At 40.7% G+C, this 17,860-nt stretch carries 16 protein-coding genes; 1 reads left to right on the top strand and 15 read right to left on the bottom strand.

All coding sequences use genetic code 11. The features are described from left to right. Positions 1-36: 36 nt before the first annotated feature. Complete coding sequence (locus tag ATHSA_RS05040; protein ID WP_161848049.1) at positions 37-726, top strand: Crp/Fnr family transcriptional regulator; 690 nt, start codon at positions 37-39, stop codon at positions 724-726. A gap of 18 nt (positions 727-744) precedes the next feature. Here the strand turns inward: ATHSA_RS05040 and hcp are convergent, their stop codons facing one another. The 15 genes from hcp to ATHSA_RS04965 form a co-directional block, all read right to left on the bottom strand. After that, positions 745-2,412, bottom strand: a complete 1,668-nt coding sequence (gene hcp / locus ATHSA_RS05035; protein WP_161848048.1) for a hydroxylamine reductase — start codon at positions 2,410-2,412, stop codon at positions 745-747. A 114-nt stretch (positions 2,413-2,526) separates the two neighbouring features. Beyond that, positions 2,527-4,287 (bottom strand): 5'-nucleotidase C-terminal domain-containing protein, encoded by a 1,761-nt coding sequence (locus ATHSA_RS05030; protein ID WP_161848047.1) that lies wholly within the window; start codon positions 4,285-4,287, stop codon positions 2,527-2,529. A gap of 71 nt (positions 4,288-4,358) precedes the next feature. Further along, positions 4,359-5,846, bottom strand: coding sequence for an MDR family MFS transporter (locus tag ATHSA_RS05025; RefSeq protein ID WP_161848046.1), 1,488 nt, complete (start codon positions 5,844-5,846; stop codon positions 4,359-4,361). Between the two features lie 51 nt (positions 5,847-5,897). Beyond that, entirely contained in the window at positions 5,898-6,686 is a 789-nt protein-coding gene (locus ATHSA_RS05020) for an alpha/beta fold hydrolase (protein ID WP_161848045.1), read from the bottom strand. Then, positions 6,670-7,425, bottom strand: coding sequence for an alpha/beta fold hydrolase (locus ATHSA_RS05015; RefSeq protein WP_161848044.1), 756 nt, complete (start codon positions 7,423-7,425; stop codon positions 6,670-6,672). Before ATHSA_RS05015 ends, ATHSA_RS05020 begins: the two co-directional genes overlap by 17 nt. Before the next feature lie 103 nt (positions 7,426-7,528). Continuing rightward, positions 7,529-8,452, bottom strand: a complete 924-nt coding sequence (locus tag ATHSA_RS05010; RefSeq protein WP_161848043.1) for a branched-chain amino acid ABC transporter permease — start codon at positions 8,450-8,452, stop codon at positions 7,529-7,531. Beyond that, entirely contained in the window at positions 8,452-9,333 is an 882-nt protein-coding gene (locus ATHSA_RS05005) for a branched-chain amino acid ABC transporter permease (protein ID WP_161848042.1), read from the bottom strand. The genes ATHSA_RS05010 and ATHSA_RS05005 overlap by 1 nt, the downstream gene beginning before the upstream one ends. Position 9,334: 1 nt before the next feature. Continuing rightward, positions 9,335-10,051 (bottom strand): ABC transporter ATP-binding protein, encoded by a 717-nt coding sequence (locus tag ATHSA_RS05000; protein ID WP_197739107.1) that lies wholly within the window; start codon positions 10,049-10,051, stop codon positions 9,335-9,337. After that, the gene (locus ATHSA_RS04995; protein WP_161848041.1) at positions 10,023-10,793 is read right to left on the bottom strand and encodes an ABC transporter ATP-binding protein; all 771 of its coding nucleotides are present in this window, start codon (positions 10,791-10,793) and stop codon (positions 10,023-10,025) included. Before ATHSA_RS04995 ends, ATHSA_RS05000 begins: the two co-directional genes overlap by 29 nt. Continuing rightward, the gene (locus ATHSA_RS04990) at positions 10,790-11,968 is read right to left on the bottom strand and encodes an ABC transporter substrate-binding protein (protein WP_161848040.1); all 1,179 of its coding nucleotides are present in this window, start codon (positions 11,966-11,968) and stop codon (positions 10,790-10,792) included. The genes ATHSA_RS04995 and ATHSA_RS04990 overlap by 4 nt, the downstream gene beginning before the upstream one ends. Before the next feature lie 20 nt (positions 11,969-11,988). Next, a complete protein-coding gene (locus tag ATHSA_RS04985; RefSeq protein ID WP_161848039.1) occupies positions 11,989-13,188 on the bottom strand; it encodes an acetyl-CoA C-acetyltransferase in 1,200 nt (399 codons plus the stop codon). Between the two features lie 101 nt (positions 13,189-13,289). Further along, positions 13,290-14,021: a 3-oxoacyl-[acyl-carrier-protein] reductase gene (gene fabG / locus ATHSA_RS04980; protein WP_161848038.1), complete on the bottom strand. Its 732-nt coding sequence runs from the start codon at positions 14,019-14,021 to the stop codon at positions 13,290-13,292. A gap of 44 nt (positions 14,022-14,065) precedes the next feature. After that, complete coding sequence (locus ATHSA_RS04975; protein ID WP_161848037.1) at positions 14,066-15,364, bottom strand: acetyl-CoA hydrolase/transferase family protein; 1,299 nt, start codon at positions 15,362-15,364, stop codon at positions 14,066-14,068. A 1-nt stretch (position 15,365) separates the two neighbouring features. Continuing rightward, positions 15,366-16,586 (bottom strand): TetR/AcrR family transcriptional regulator, encoded by a 1,221-nt coding sequence (locus tag ATHSA_RS04970; RefSeq protein ID WP_161848036.1) that lies wholly within the window; start codon positions 16,584-16,586, stop codon positions 15,366-15,368. A gap of 1 nt (position 16,587) precedes the next feature. Beyond that, positions 16,588-17,592 (bottom strand): 3-oxoacyl-ACP synthase, encoded by a 1,005-nt coding sequence (locus ATHSA_RS04965; protein WP_197739106.1) that lies wholly within the window; start codon positions 17,590-17,592, stop codon positions 16,588-16,590. Positions 17,593-17,860: the final 268 nt, after the last annotated feature.

Raw genomic sequence — 17,860 nt, 5'->3', positions numbered from 1 at the left:
TCCAGATCTATGATAAGATCTAAAAGGTGAGGTTTAATGGACGTATCAACGATAATTCAAAAATCCGAGTACTTTTCCAACTTCAATGCCGAAATGATTGGAAAGTTGATCGGCATTTCTCGAATTGTAACGGTCAAAAAAGGTGAGACGCTTTTTTTCGAAGGCGAAGAAGGGAAAAAGATCTACATGGTTTTAAGCGGTAAAATAAAGATTTTCAAATTGAGCACATCTGGAAAGGAATTCGTTATCAAAATACTAAAGCCCGGGGAATTATTCGCCGAATCTTTGCTGTTTAAGAAGGAAAAATCTTATCCTGCAAGTTCTGATGCTATGGACAATTCAAGAGTTCTTGAGATCGATGTGAATAAATTTGAAGTGCTTTTGATGAATGACAATCAAATGGCAGTAGAAATTATAAAAAACCTAACTTCTCGCCTTTCTTACCTATCTCAGCGTTTTGAAAATCTAATAATAGGTAATTCAATCATAAAGATGGCCTTCTTCCTTTTAGATCTTGCCCATTCGAATGGAACAAAAGATGGGAAAAATATCAAAATAACTCTCGATATGAACAGAGAAATGATGGGAAATATGCTTAACCTTTCGAGAGAAAATGTGGAAAGAACTTTGAGGTATTTTAAAGACCAAAACCTTATCTCATTGAGTAAAGATCACGTAACGATACTCGATATCGATAAATTGAAAGAGATGGCCATGAAAACATGAGAAGGGCTAAAGCCCTTCTCATTTCCCCTGCATCATCATTTCAAGGTCGGTATCAACATTACCATTTGGCTTTATCTGGAACTTTTCGACGAGCACATTCAGGATATTCGGCGAAACAAAGGCTGGCAATGTTGGACCTAAACGTATATTTTTAACGCCGAGAGAAAGCAGGACATTCAAAATGAATGCGGCCTTTTGTTCGTACCATGCAAGATCAAATGAAATTGGAAGATCATTGACGCTTTCGGCTCCAAAGATTTCAGCAAGTTTGGAAGCCGTTGCTATCCATGTATATGAATCGTTACATTGACCTGCGTCCAAAATCCTTGGAAGCCCTTCTATCTGTCCAAGATCGAGTTTGTTGTATCTGTATTTTGCGCATCCGGATGTAAGAATTACGGTATCTTTTGGAAGTTTTGTCGCAAGCGTTGTGTAATATTCGCGCGATTTAAACCTTCCATCGCACCCTGAAAGGACGAAAAATCTCTTTATCTTTCCATCTCTTACCATCTGTGTAATCGTGTCTGCCATCTCAAGGACGGTATTCCTTGCATATCCTATCGGAATCTTCCCGCTCTCGATCTGAGTAGGACCTTTGCCAATTTCAAGTGCCATTTTTATCACGGCGGAGAAATCTTTTTGATTACCTGTTCTGTCTGGTATGTGTTTGACTTCCGGCCATCCAACAAGGCCCGTTGTAAAGACACGCCATTTATAACTTTCAGAAGGTGGCGTTAAGCAATTTGTCGTCATTATTATCGGGCCGTTGAAACTTTCAAATTCTTTGTTTTGCATCCACCATGAATTTCCGTAATTTCCAACAAGATTATCGTATCTTTTGAAGTACGGATACGCATTTGCCGGCAGCATTTCTCCGTGCGTGTAGACGTTAACACCTGTTCCTTTCGTTTGATCGAGCAGATCTTCGAGATCCTTTAGATCATGTCCACTTATAAGTATCGCAGGTCCGGGCCTTACTCCTATATTCACCATTGTGGGCTCTGGGTTCCCATAATGGGAAGTATTTGCCCTATCAAGCAATTCCATCGCCTTGAGACCGACCTTCCCGGTCCTTACGACGTAGTCGAACATCGTGTTGACATCCTTTATCCTTACGCTTGCGTCTAAAGCCTCTTCGACGAATGCAAACAGTTCATCATCTTTGAAGCCAAGGATGTAGGCGTGATCCATATAGGCGGCCATACCTTTAAGGCTTATTATCATGAATTCCCTTAGCGATCTGACATCTTCGTCTATCTTATCTGAAAGAATCCCGACATCCGCACCTTTTGAAAGAAGAGTTTCTTTTGAAAAATCCTTCAACTTCCAGTTGGCACAATCTGGAATGTCCTCTTTGAAATCCTTTGAATATCTTTTTTTGTAAGCGTTAAGAAATTTTTCCTTTAGATTGTCTCTTATTTCGAGATCTTCTTTTATGTATTCTACGAATCTTGAGGGATCGAAATTGACATTTGTCACCGTTGCAAAAAGCCCTTTTATGATTGCAAGATCGGCCTTTTCATCGACGAGACCTAATTTTCTCGATCTCGAAGCCCAGAAAGATATACCTTTCAGAGTATATATAAGTAGATCCTGTAAGGTTGCAACATCATCTTTTTTGCCGCACACGCCAACCTTTGTACAGCCCTTCCCATTAAGTGTTTCTTCACACTGATAACAAAACATTCGTAACACCTCCTCGATTTCACATATATTTTACCCCCCTTTCGATTAAAATAACTGTGATTTTTGTCACAAATTTTTATTTTAAAAAGGCGGGACTTCCCGCCTTTTTGAATCTTACATCTTTGGTACTATTATCGTGCTACCGGGTAATGGATCTCCTTTTAGAGCATTCAATCCCGCTATAGTTTGAACAGTCGTATTGAACTTCATCGCTATGCTCTGGAGAGTTTCACCATTCGAGACAACATATTCTTGGAACAAATCTTCGAATGGCCTTGTGATAACCTCCCAGTTTTGATCAACGGCGGGACAGATGTACCCGTTATTTCTTATGTAATCGGCCATCAATTCAGAGACTTCCATCATGACGGATTTAACGACTGGCTTTCCCTTGAACATCATGTAATTGCCACCGCCACCTGACCTATAATTGTTCAGTACCACATCGTAAGTTGCAGAGTAAGAAATAGGCTTTCCATCGTAGGCAAGCCATACGATTCTACCTCCGACAGGTTTTGTGAGATCTATTATGTAAGATATACCTTCGTACATGTCGTAATTGTATCCTGGCATCTTTGAAACTCCGACCTTACCGTTGTCAAAGGTGAAATATGAAGCACTTTGTTCAAGGGCATCCTTTAGATCCTTTCCGCTGACCTCTATCACGTTGAGAGTATTCGGATATATGTAAACGGCCATGACGTCTCTCATCGTGACAGGTCCTTTTTTCCATCCGCGCACATCATCGTTAAACAAAGCAGTCGAGGAGATCTTCGCGCCCGTATAGTACATCTGAACGGTATTTACAAACTGAATCAAAGGATTGTCTCTCATCCTTGCGTACATAGGATTTGATACGTAAAAGTCTCCGAGGGATTGTCCCAATGGCTGATCGAGCCATTTTTGGGTTGCGTTCTCATCTTTCTGAACGAGTTTCATAACGGTTGCATCAGGCGTTACGTTATTTGCGGAGATTAAAGTAGCCTCGCTTGATACTACAACCCATTTACCGTTTGAATTGTCAAGGTTTAGCGTTATCTTTCCAAGAGCCCTTCCCCAGTAGGAGGCCATTACGACTGGAAGATTTCCCATCTTCAGAGCGTATGATAGATGCTGGTGACCAAGCAAAAGGGCGGAAATTCCTTTCACCTGCGTTGCTATGGCATATCCTTCATTTTCTCCGGTCAATTCTTCAGTTGGTTGACCATTTGAAGGATTTCTTTCAAGGCCTCCGTGATAGCCAATTATTATCACATCTACACCCTGAGATTTTAAAAGATCAACGTATTTCTGTGCAGTTTCAACGGCATCAAGGAATTCAAGGCCTTTTATGTGGCTTGGCTCTTCCCAATTTGGTATGTACTTCGTCGTTAACGCTATGTAACCCACCTTTGGACCATCCTTCATGTTGAATATGACATAACCGTTACCGTATTCTGGCTTCATAGTTTCAGAATTGACTATGTTCGCAGAAGTGATTGGGAATTTAGCCTCGCTTATGGCTTTTCTCAGAACAGACTGTCCGTAGTTGAATTCGTGATTTCCAAGGGTCATAGCATCGTATCCAAGGTAATTCATGACGGCTATCATCGGGTCAATTCCCGAATTATCTATCGCGGCGTGGTAATACTCGAGAGGCGATCCTTGAATAAGATCTCCATCATCAAAAAGCAATACATTTGGATTTTGTGCTTTGATCTTTTGAATCAAAGTCGCAAGACGGGCAAGTCCGTAATTCGTGGTAGCATTGTTCGAGTAATCGACTGGATAGATGTGACCGTGAAGATCGGTTGTCTCGAGAATAGTTAAAGTGTAGGCACCAACGATTGAAAAGAGAAAAACCGAAAGTACTAACAAAACGGCCAAACCTTTCATAAGAAATCCCCTCCTATCTTTTTGTGAGTTTATTATATACCACAAAATTTAAATTTCAAAAATCGTACACTTCACGATATTTTTTGTCTCGGAAGTAGAATGGCAAGTATTAGGGCGATTATAGCCATTATCATAGAAAGAAAGAAGGCCCTATCTATCGCCTTCGCAAGGTACATGGCCATATCTGCGAATATGCCATTCAAAACGGCTTTGAAAGTTGGAGGAACTTTTGAGAGAATGTCAGATTTGTTCATCAAAAATTGTGGATTATTCATAAAAGAGAGGAGATCTTTTGGAAGAATAAGATTCACTATCTTCGGTATTTTTTGCAGTTGAGAAATGTAATAATCGTTAACGACAGTGCCAAGAACTGCCGTTCCTATTGTTCCGCCTATATTCCTGAAGAATGTTATCGATGATAGAGCGATTCCCGAATATCTCTTTTCAACTGTGCCTTGAATCACCACAAACATCATACCCATGCTAACACCCGCACCAAATCCAGCGATCATCATGTCTATGTTTATTTCGAGAACCGGAGATGTAGATGTCAGGGAAATCATCCTGTAAAGACCGTAGGAAGATATTGCGGCACTTAAAATGAAAGCAAATTTGTATCTTCCGGTCTTTGAAATGTAAAAACCTCCGAGGATACTTGCTATTCCACCGGTAACCATTGCCGGCATCAATATAAGTCCAGAATTCATGGCACTCTGTCCTTGGGCTGCCTGAAAAAATAAAGGTATGTACACAAGAAGTGCAAAAAGGGTAAAGCCGGTTATGAAATTTATGATGCTCGACAAAGAAAAGATCTTATTTCTAAAAAGTTTTAATTCGAATATAGGCTCTGGTACCCTTCTTTCTACGATATAAAAAATTAAGATCATTATTGCCGAGATTATGAAAAGCACTACAACTTTCTTTTCTGTCCATGAATTGTCTATTGAGGCGTAAGATGTACCCAAAAGAAATGAGAAGATCGAAATTCCTATGAAAAATGATCCGAGGTAATCAACTTTAACGTTAAGGACATTTGATCCGAGATTTTTTGGAATAAAGATATACGTTAAAATTATGGCCACCATTCCAATCGGGATATTCACGTAAAAGACCCAGTGCCAGTTGACGTTATCCGTTAAAAAACCTCCTATGAGAGGTCCTATGATGCTCGATACTGCAAATACCGCTCCAAATACTCCCTGATACTTTCCACGTTCTTTTGTCGTGAAAATATCTCCTATTATTACAGGTCCAAGCGATGTCATCATCGCAGCACCTACACCTTGCAATGCCCTCGAGGCAATTAACCAGTACATCGTTGGAGAAAGGCCAGAGAAAAATGAGAAAATTATGAAGATACTTATGCCTGTCATGTAAAAGTATTTTCTTCCAAAGATATCGGAAAGTTTTCCAAAGATCGGAATGAAGATCGTCGACGATAACATGTACGCTGTAAATACCCACGAATAAAGATCCATACCACCTAAATCTGCTATTATTCGTGGCATCGCAGTTCCAACAACATTTTGATCCATTCCAGAAACGAAAACACCTACCAAAACAGCAGTTAAAATTCCATATTTGATTTTTTTCTGCACGAAATTATTATACTACACTGATTTTAGAAATTTCTTGATTATTTTACAGAACAATTCTGGTCTTTCAAGAAAAAAAGCATGACCCGTATTTTTTACTTTCAAAAATTTTGAATTTTCGATCAAGAAAGACATTTCTTTCATCTCGTTAGAAGGAATAAGCAAATCTTCCGATGCAGATATGACAAGGGTAGGAGACTTTATTTGTCTTATCTCCTTTGAAAGATCGAAATCGCGAGAAGATTTCGAAAGTCTTATGAATCCATCCATCCATTCTTTCGTAGTTGACGATGAAGAGATTTTTATACGTTTTTCTATCCATTCAGGATTAGAATCGTAGAATGTTCTTGAGTAAATAAATGGAAAGGAGACTCTGAACAAAAGTTCAGGATCATAAGTATTCGCGGAATATTCCCAACTTTTTCCTATTTCTCTTAGATGATTTTTAACTTTAAAGGTTGCATTTGATAGAACAAGACCTTTAACTTTCGATGGGAATTTTGCCGCAAAATACTCTGCCACATGTGCACCGTAAGAAACGCCAACAATATGAGCGCTTTCGATCTTTAAATATTTCATTAGATCTAAAAGGTCATTTGATCTGTCAAATATGTGATAGTCTTTATCTTCACGGCTTGATTTCCCCTGATCTTTGAAATCAAAGGTTATAACGTTAAAATCATTTTTTAGTCTTTCAACATGGTACGACCAACTTACGGTTGACATCATTATACCGTTAAGCAATACAAGAGGATCTCCATGGCCATTGCATTCGTAATGTATTCCGTTATTCGTGTAGGGCATCTTTGAATTTCACCATTATTTCAATGAACTTTTTCGGGCTTTCAACGATAACGCTATGACCGATGCCATCCAGCACTTCAAATTGACAGTTCGGGATCATCCTTGCCATTTTTTCGAGGCTCTCTTTTGGGACTATCGGATCCAAACTTCCCCATAGAATTTTCACCGGTACTTTTATATCTCTCAGATTTTGGGAGTAATCGTACCTTTCAAGCGCACGCGCATTCCCGCTAAAGGCTTTAGGATTCATTTTCAACGCATCGTTAACTAACGCTTTTGCCTTCTCTTTCCTTGCCGGCATGGTACTTGCGAGGGAAAACTCAAGCAATTCGGGATGATCTTTGAAACTTTCAAGTACAGAATAAAGGTTTTCAGCCGTCTTTAAACCATCTGCCGGTGCTGGATCGACAAGAATCAATCCAGAAAATGCATCATGATCTACGACACATTTCAAAGTTACGGCACCGCCAAGTGAATGGCCTACAAGGATTGGTCTTGAAATTTTTAGCGATTCGATGAATTTCCATAGATAATTTGCGTATACTTCTATCGAAATCGAATCTATCCTATCTGAATTTCCAAAGTTGGGCATGTCAAGCGCATACGTCCTTATCCCGTCGATTTTCATAACCTCTTCGAACCATTTCGATGACGCAAAATTTCCGTGGACGTAAACAACGGGAATTCCATCTCCATCCATCTCGTAAAAAATTCTCACATTTTCGATTTGAACAAACATTTAAATCCTCCTTCTTCTATCAATCTATTAGCGCGTGGCTCGTAGCCCGGTGCCATTGGCCATAGCCAGTCCATTCCTTAGTGTCCAGATTGAGAGAATATACTTAAGTCACTTTCTTCTTGAAAAGATCCTTGATTTTAAAGATTTGTAAAAGCCCTTTTGGTAAAAATAAAAGGATCAAAATAAGGACAGCACCCTGAATTATCGTTATCGAAATGTTATAACCAGAAAGTAAAAACGGTAACCCCACAAAGAAGGCCGCACCTATCATAACACCCATCACGCTTCCCGCGCCTCCGACTATGACCATCGCGAGAAGATCAAGCGAAAGTGTCAGATCGAACTGCGATGGAGATATAAACCCTATGGCCGATGCATAAAGGCTACCGGCAAGACCGGTTAAAGCGGCACTCGATCCAAAGGCTGCGAGTTTGTATTTGAGCAAATTAATTCCGAAGGATCTTGCCGCTATCTCGCTATCTCTCATTGCAAAGAGCGCAAGTCCGCTTTTTGAAAATGAAATTCTTGAAAGTACAATGAAGATCAAAAATATTATCGTTAGCACTATGTAATACTGGTAAAGTGGTGATGCTTTAAAGATCCAAAAAGATGGTACAGGTATGTTTCTTATGCCGTTGTATCCACCCGTTATTTGAAACACGCCTATGATTTGTTGGACGGCTATACCGAAGGCCATCGTCACGACCGCAAGGTAAAAGCCGGAAACTCTAAGAGCCGGAAGTCCTACCACGATACCTATTATCAGGGCAAAAAGGCCTGAGATCAAAAAAGCGATCAAAAATGGCACATGAAAATTCACGACTAAAATTGCCGATGTGTAAGCGCCAACCGCGAAGAATGCCGCGTTACCTATCGAGATCTGGCCCGCCCATGTTGTCAGTACATCCATCCCTATGGCCGCTATTGTGTATATGCCTATCAAGACGAAGATGGAAAGCAAAAAAGGATACCCAGCAAATGGCAGAGGAACAAGCACAAAAGGTATAAAATAGAGATATTTTTTCACTAAACTCTCCTCGCTTTTGCGCTTCCGAGCAATCCTTCTGGCTTGACGATAAGAATGGCGACTATTATCGCAAGCGAAAAGGTCGTCTTGAGGTTTGTGGATATGTAAGTCCCTACAAGGTTCTCAATAATGCCTATCGATATACCGCCTATTATCGAGCCGGGGATACTTTCAAATCCACCAAGGACTGCGGCGGTAAAGCCCATTATTTGAAGATTTAGCATCATATCCGGATAAACGAAGGTTTGAGGAGCGACAAGTAATGCCGCAAGCGCGCCTATCGATCCGGAAATGATCCACGAAATCGACATCATAAGGCTTGAATTTATACCCATAAGTTTTGCGATCTCCTCATTTTGAGCAACTGCCCTCATGGCCTTTCCCTGAAATGTGAGGTTCAAATACAAAATGAGTGCGATTATGACGGCCGTCACAACTCCCAAAATCAAAAGATTTTGCTGAGGTATGACTATGATGCCACCATTGAATCTCAATATCAAAGGAAGGCCATTTAAAAGATTTGGTATTTGCTGGTAATTATTTCCCCATATCTGAAGTGCGACACCCTCAAGTACCAAAAGCAGGCCCAGTGTTATTATCACCATAGAGGCCGGAGAGATATTTCTTACAGGCCTTAAAAGCCCGCGTTCGACTGCATAACCGACAAAAGATCCAAATGCGATGGCGATAAAGAACGATAAAATGTAATTCATACCTACCATGGAAAAGCATGTAAAGAAAATATAAGCCGAGATCATCCCCATGTATCCGTAAGCGAAATTCATAACTCCGGTTACCTTGTATGCTATGACAAGTCCAAGTGCCACTATCGCATAAAGAGAGCCCGTTATTATGCCGGCAATTATTTGTTGAAATACCATTTCACACCCCTAAGTATTTCATTTTTAAATTCTGAAAATCGATATCTTTCGTATTTCCAGAGATTGCAAACTTTCCGTTTTGCATGACGTAGATCCTGGTAGATATTTCCATCGCTATCATGGCATTTTGCTCCACAAGCAATATCGCTGTACCGGATTTATTTATCGTTTTGAGCGAATCAAAGATGAAATCGACTAATTTCGGTGAAAGACCCAAAGAAGGCTCGTCCAACATTAAAAGTTTGGGATCATTCATCAAAGCCCGTCCTATCGCGAGCATCTGCTGCTCTCCTCCAGAAAGTGTTCCCGCAAGTTGTCTTTTTCTCTCTTCCAATCTTTGAAAAAGCACGTAAACTTTTCTGATATTTTCCTTTATCAAATTTTTGTTTTTCCTTATCGTGTAAGCGCCTAACAAAAGGTTATCCTCGACACTTAAATCCGGGAAGATGCCTCTTCTTTCGGGACAGAGTGTAAGGCCCAAATACGGTATTATGTAAGGTTCCGTTCTGGATATGTCTTTCGATAGAAATGTTACCCTGCCTTCATGCGGAATTAAACCTGCAAGTGCTTTCAGGGTTGAACTCTTTCCTGCGCCATTTGCGCCGAGTATCGAAACCACCTCTTGATTACCGACGAAAAAGTTTGTCCCTTTTACTGCTTCTATCGGTCCATACTTAACGGTAAGATTTTCAACTTCTAAAATATGATCTGTCTCCAAGATAGGCTTCAGCCACCTTTCTATTCTGAATTATTTCGGATGGACTTCCCTCGGCTATTTTTTCACCAAAATTCATGACAGTTATCTTGTTCGAGACAGACATAACGATTTTCATGTCATGCTCTATCATGAGGATCGTGATCGCGTAAAGACCTTTTATTCTCAAAATTTCTTCTTTTAGTTTTTCGGATTCCTGATCGTTTAAACCCGCAAAAGGTTCATCTAAAATCAGTAATTTCGGTCTTGATATCACGGCCCGCCCTATTTCAACGAGTTTTTGCGTGCCATAAGGAAGAGATGAAACGGGCATATTCAAATATCTTTTTATGCCGAGCATCTCGGCAATTTCTATTATGCTCTGTAAAGTTTTTGACTGCTCAGATTTGTAAGATCTCGTATTGAAGACCTCATCAAGGAAATTGTAATTTATCTTGTGTATTGTACCTATGAAAAGGTTAGCCATAACTGTTAAATTTTTAAAAAGTTCTAAATTTTGAAAAGTTCTTGCCACACCGACATTTATTATCCTGTGAGGCGGCATTTTCAAAAGATCAAAGCCTTCAAAGAAGGCTGTGCCGGTCGATGGCACAACCCTCGTTAAGGCATTTACAACGGTGGTCTTTCCTGCCCCATTCGGTCCTATTAAGGAATGAAAGCTTTCCTTTTCAACATCCATTGAAAAATTGTTGACCGCTATCAATCCCTTGAATTTTACCGAAAGCGCTTTTATCGATAGAATCATTTCAAAGTTATCCACCCTGATATAGGTACAAAGGTACCGTTTTCTATCTTCATGAAATACATTGATGTCTTTCCTTCCCTGTCCGTTGGCGTGAAGGTTATTCCCTGGGCAAGAATTCCATTCCAGTTGTCAAAAGTATCGAGTGCATTTACAATTCCGTCTCTTGTGGGATTCGGACCGGCAAGTTCAAGTGCGTGCGAAAAGACTTCAGCGGCTATAAAGCCCGCAGCCGCGTAAGAACTTGGGATCTCATTTGGATACGATTTTTGGTATATTTTGAGGTATTGATCGAATTTTGTGGTAAAGTCTGGATTGTCTTTCGTCGGTATCGGCACCCATCCAGTGAGAATAACGCCTTCAACGGCCTTGCCTCCAAGTTGTATGAATGCCGGATCGGCATTCGGATATATCGTCACAATTGGTATGTTCATACCATACTGTTTGATCTGTGTCACAATTCTTATCGTGTCAGTGATAAGACCTGCGATAACTAAAGAGTCGGGATTTGCGGACATGAGTTTGATTATATCCGAACTGAAATCCGCACTTGTTGGATTATATGCTATCGTCATGTATGGCTTCATGTTGAAATCGGCAAGTTGCTTTTGAATGCCGTCGAGTTCCTGCTGACCTATATCGTTGTTCATATACATGACCGCTATCTTCGATTTATGCTGATTTTGGACGAGAAATCTTGCTATCAAATGTCCTTCTAAATCGTAGTTTGGCTGAACCGGAAATACGTACTCTTTTGGAGGATTTGATAACTGTGGTGCACCGCTTCCCTGATAAACGAACGGCACACCGTTATCGTTAAGATAGCCCATCACGGCAAGACATCCCGGTGTCCCGAGACCACCAACGACCGCAAAGACATGGTCCTGCTCGACCATTCTTTTCACATCGGTAACGGTTAAGGCCGGATTGAGTTGATCATCGTAGACCAAAAGATCGATCTTTCTTCCGTTGATTCCACCCTGATCGTTTATCCAGTTGAAGTAGGCTTTCATGCCTTTGAGCATACCCTGCCCGATTATGGCATATGGTCCCGACAATGCCTGAAATGTCCCGATAACGACTTTGTCAGGGTAAACTCCAAAAGATGATGAGTCTGCTGCGAAGGCAAAAGTCAAAAGTAACCCCAAAATAACTGAAAAAACAAAAAATTTCTTCATACCACAATCCCCTTTCAAAATCAAACTTTTTTTATCACGACAGCAGTGCCCATTCCACCACCTATGCAAAGTGTTGCAAGACCTAATTCGGCCTTTTTCTTCATCATTTCGTACAAAAGCGTCACGGTTATTCTGTTTCCAGAGCACCCAATTGGATGACCGAGTGCTATTGCCCCGCCGTTCAAATTCGTCTTTTCAAGTATTCGTTCTTTTGAAACACCGTATTTTTCGGTCCACTGTTTTATAACGCCGAGAGTTTGAACTGCGAAGGCTTCATTTCCTTCTATCAATTCGATGTCGTTAAAAGAAAGATGTGCCATCTTTAACGCATTCTCAGTTGCCGGCACAGGGCCCAATCCCATGATGATTGGATCAACTCCGCCCTGACCCCATCCGATTATCTCGGCTATAGGTTTTACATCGTGAGTTGCCAGGTACCTTTCACTTGCGAGAATTACCGCACTTGCACCATCGTTTATTCCGGACGAATTTCCGGCCGTAACAGTTCCCCCTTCTTTAAACGCAGGTCTCAACCGTGATAAAGCCTCCATATTTGTCTCTCTTGGACCTTCATCTGTGTCGAAGATCTTAATCTCTTTTTTGTCCTTTACCTCTACCGGAATTATCTCGTCTTTGAACTTTCCATTTGATATGGCCTCTCTTGCCCTTCTTTGGCTTTCAAGTGCGTATTCATCCTGTTCAACTCTTGTTATATTCAAACGTTTTGCGATCTCTTCAGCGGTGATTCCCATATGAACCTGATTGAAAACATCTGTAAGACCATCGTAGACCATGTGATCGATGACTTCCATGTTTCCGAATTTTGCACCAAATCTCGTCTTGTAATTCAGCAAAAATGGTGCCTGAGACATGCTTTCCATACCGCCAGCAACGACCAAATCTGCATTTCCAACTGCAATATCAGTTGCACCAACCATTATCGCCTTCATTCCGCTTCCGCAAACCATGTTAACGGTAAATGCCGGCATTTCGACAGGGATCCCGGCGTATATTGAAGATTGTCTTGCGGGGCCCATGCCCTCGCCCGCCACAAGGACATTTCCCATGATCACTTCGTTAATTTCTTTTGGATCAACCTTCGCCTGTTCCATAGCACCCTTTATAGCGATAGATCCGAGTTTTGTTGCGGGAATATCCTTTAAACTTCCACCAAAAACACCTATCGCCGTCCTTTTTGCACCTATTATGTAAATTTTCATCTTATGCCTCCCTTTAAATCAATTGACAATTGATAATTTATAATTGACAATTTATAATTGACAATTTTCCATTTTCAATTTCTAATTATCAATTGTCCATTCTAAAAGACCAGTCCTCCATCAACGCCGAGTACCTGACCGGTTATGTAATTTGCCTCATCTGAGGCCAAAAACAGATAGGCATTTGCAACGTCTATGGCCTCTCCCATCCTTCCAAGAGGCGTTTTCGCCTTCATCTGATCTATGATCTTTTCTGGAACCTTCTCTGTCATAGGAGTCTTTATAAATCCCGGTGCAATTGCATTTGCACGTATGTTGTATCTTGCGAATTCTTTTGCCCATGTTTTGGTCATACCAATCAGTCCGGCTTTCGCCGCAGCGTAATTGGTCTGACCAATATTTCCGTATATTCCGACGACCGAAGAGGCATTCAATATAACGCCACTTCTTTGGTTCATCATGTAAGGAACAACGGCCTGAGTTACGTTGTAGACTCCCTTAAGGTTTACGGAGATTACGGCATCGAAATCCGATTCTGGCATTTTGACAAGAAAGTTGTCTTTGGTTATACCTGCGTTATTTACAAGAATATCGATATGTCCAAGATCTGAAAAGATCTTATCGACTATCGTCTTAACATCGTCATGTTTCGAAACGTCCATTTTGTATATCCTGTAAGAATCTCCAATCTCGGACTTCATCCTTTGTAAAGATTCCTCATTGTAATCACACGCGGCAACGATTGCGCCTTCTTTTATGAACAACTTGGAAGTCTCCAATCCAATTCCACTTGCCGCTCCCGTTATAAGTGCTACCTTCCCTTTTAGTCTCATATTTAACCTCCTCACAAATGAACAATTCTCAATCGTTGGAAGTATCAGTATATATGGTTTGATATCGCAATTCTTTTCAACTCTTCTCTGAATACCGGATCTGCTATTGAAATGAGTAATCTTGCCCTTTCACGAAGACTTTTTCCTTTCAAATGAACAGCACCGTGTTCGGTGACAACCCAGTCAACATCTTGGCGCGGCACGGTTACTCCGGTGCCTTCCGGCAAAAATGGGACTATCTTCGAAATTTTCCCATCTTTTGCGGTAGAGTGAAGTGCTATTATGCCTTTGCCGTTCTTCGCCATTGAGGCGCCCCGGTGCGTGTCAAGTTGGCCTCCAGTACCGCTGTAATGCTTAAATCCTATACTTTCGGACGCGACCTGTCCGGTCAGATCGACCATTAAAGCCGTGTTGATGCTTACCATTTTGTCATTTTGGGCTATAACGTAGGGGTCGTTGACGTATTTGCCTCTCAAAAAGAGAATACCGGGATTGTCATCCACGAAATCGTACATGCTTTCTTCACCAAGTCCGAAGGTACAGACCATTTTTCCGGGCCAGAGGGTCTTTTTCTTATTCGTTATTACCCCTTTGTTTAAAAGTTCGATCATGCCCTGGGTGAGCATTTCTGTGTGAATTCCAAGATCACGTTTGTGTTCCAAGAATGACGCAACGGCATTGGGAATGCCTCCAATTCCGAGTTGAAGAGTGGCACTATCCTCTATAAGATCTGCTATGTATCCGGCTATAAGTTCGTCTTCTTTTGTCGGAGTTGCATTCACTATAGTTGGAATGGGATAATCAACCTCTATCACGTGATCGACTTCGGAGATATGAATTTGCGTGTCCCCATGCGTCCTCGGTGCATTTGGATTTACCTCGAGCACTATTTTATCGACATTTTCTATCATATCCTTTTCGTAAACGACGCTCAGCGATAAGGTCAGATATCCGTGTTTATCCATAGGAGAGGCTATACCCCAGTAAATGTCTGGCTTATCATTTTGAAGTTTGTCCGTACCTGCTAAATGTAAATTGTTTGGTATGTATGTTACCGTACCTATGCCCATATTTGCGGCCTCACGGGTAGGGTTGCTGTAAAACCACGATTCATTAAGGAACTTTGACGAAAATTTTGGATCCTTTTGAACAGGAAAGTCGACAACATCAAGACAGGAGAAGATACGTAAATTATCAAAATCACAGTCTTTAAGGTTGTTAAGAAATGATTGTGGCTCCATTGCGGCCATTCCAAGGACGACGGTTTTATTGCCCTTTAAAATCTTTTTCATTAGAGTCTCTGTGTCTATGATCTTCGATTTATAAATCTCTTTATAGTCCATCTTATCCCTCCATCCCTTTAAGGCCATGCATTAGAAATACGGATAGAATTCTCAAATAATCGATACATTTATCTTCATCGAATTCACGTCCAATCAACAATTCAAGTCCTAATTGGTGACCTATTCCCATCAACATGTAGGAAAGCAATGCTGGATCGAACTCTCTGTACTCATGATTTTTAAAGGCTCTCTCGAGCGGTTTTATGTAAGATCTGGAAATTTCAGAGTAGTAAAAGATCTCGGTTTTGGAATCTACAAATTCCATTTCCCTTACTATGGAATACATCTCCCTGTGATCTCTGAAAAAATCTATGAATCCTGCGTACCCGGCTATTTCAGCATCTCTTCTGTCTGTGAATCTCCACACGTATCTTCTTAGATTTGCCTTGAGGTCTTCAAGTGTTGAGGCTACAAGTTCTCTTAAAGCCTCTATTTTGGAGTCGAAGTGCACGTAAAATGTACCAAGTCCCACATCGGCAAGAGCCGCTATTTCGGATATCTTTGAGTTAGAATATCCCTTGTTACCAAAAAGATCTTCGGATGCTTTGAGTATCTTTCTGTGAGTCAAAGACCATTGAGAATGAAATTCGATCTTTTTGTCCTCGGATCTTGGAAGAAAAAGAAAGGCTTCCTTATTGATATTGTGAGTATCCGGATCAAGACCGTAAAGGATAAGATCAACGATCGAATCGATGACTTTTTGATCTATTCTTTTATTCTCGCAGAAGGTATATTCGTTGACGACGAAATTTATTATTCCCATGACGAAGATGTAAAAGACTTTCCTTGTGTTCTCATCTTTGTTTTTTAAAAATTCAGAGGATAAGATCGAATATATCTCTTCGTAAAGTCCTTCTGAGATCTCTGGAAAGAGAAATTCTGCATTTCTAAAGGATGTATATGCGTTTATGTCTTTAACGATAAGGTCTGTGAGTGATTCGATGAATATCTTCAATCTTTCTTCAAGAGTTTCAACCTTTGAATCCATCGACTTTTTCACATTTTCCTTTATCGATTCAGTTAGTTCTCTTACTATTTCGTAAAGTACCTCCTCTTTGGATGAAAAATACTGATAAAATGAGGCATTTCCAATGCCACAACTTTTCGAGATCATCGCGGCCGAAACTTCCTGATACCCCTTTTCGCTGAACAATTCGATGGATTTTTGAATTATCTTTTTGTACGTTTCCTTTCCCCTTTGAGATACCGGCATTCTTTGCATCTTATCTCCCCCAAAGCACCGTTGTTGCAGACCATATATACCCAATGCCGGCTCCAACGAGCACGACAAGATCTCCATCTTTTATCTTTCCACTATCGAGGGCAAGTGAAATAGAAAGTATTTGATCGTTTTGCCCTATGTGACCGTAATTTTCGAGGTATATTGTCTTTTCCTCCGAAAGATTCAATCTCTTCAAAACCTCTTGGTGTGCGGACCTTTTCATGTGAAGAATGGCAAGGTAATCTATATCATCGACGGTATATCCACTTTGCTCGACCGAGAGGCGTATAACTTTCTCGAAGTTTTTCATTGAAAGATCGTCGAGTTTTTCTTTCATCGAATCGGGATTGATCACGTCCAAATATCCATGACCGTTTGCGATCCCTTCGCAATTTACCGGCTCTTTAGTGCCACCCATAGGGACGACGACATCTTCTGAAAAACTCCCATCCGTGATCGTAACGGTCTCAAGGATCGTATTTGGCGCATTTCTTCTTACGATCACGGCCGCGCCTCCCGATCCAAGATCGTACATAAACCTTGTCTTTGGATTTTTGTAATTGACAAAATCGCAATTCCTGTATCCACTTACCAAAAGAACCGTGTTTATTTTTTGATCTGACAAAATCAAACTTTTTGCGACCTTCATACCGACCATCATGCTTCCACATTCGGCCTCCATGTCAAAAGACCACGCGTATTTTGCGCCGATCTTTTCTGCGACGTATGTGCCTGCAAGCCATATCGGATAATCTTTATGTTGCGATCCATTCCAAATCACAACGTCTATTTCCGAAGGATCACATTTTGCCATTTCAATGGCTTTCTTTGCGGCCTTTATACCCATTAAAGCCGGATGATCTTCTGAGCCGGGCATCACCTTTTTCTTTATTCCGAGTTTGTCTTCGACGACCCACCTTGGAAGATCAGAAAGTTCGGATATTTTTTGAGAGTCCCAAAAATTTTCTGGAATGTAAACTCCTATTCCGCCTATGCCTATCGTCATCTTCATACTCCTGTGTAATATGAATCATCATTCATAAAAAAGATGAATCACCTTTCATAATATATACTTAAAGTGCTTTTAAATGCAAAGTCAAAAAATGAATGAAATTTGTCTTTTGAATTTAATTTCGATGTTTTCGGACGGTTTTAAAGGCTTAACCTTCGTTTTTTGAACCCATCCTGTTGTAAGCGATTTCGCACGTAAAAATTGAGAATCGATCAATTCTTACTGCGTACCGTAAAAGAATTTAATCTCAGATAAAATTGGG

The organism is Athalassotoga saccharophila (assembly GCF_009936215.1).
Classification (GTDB): Bacteria; Thermotogota; Thermotogae; order Mesoaciditogales; family Mesoaciditogaceae; genus Athalassotoga; species Athalassotoga saccharophila.
This window is presented reverse-complemented; position numbering and strand designations above follow the sequence as displayed.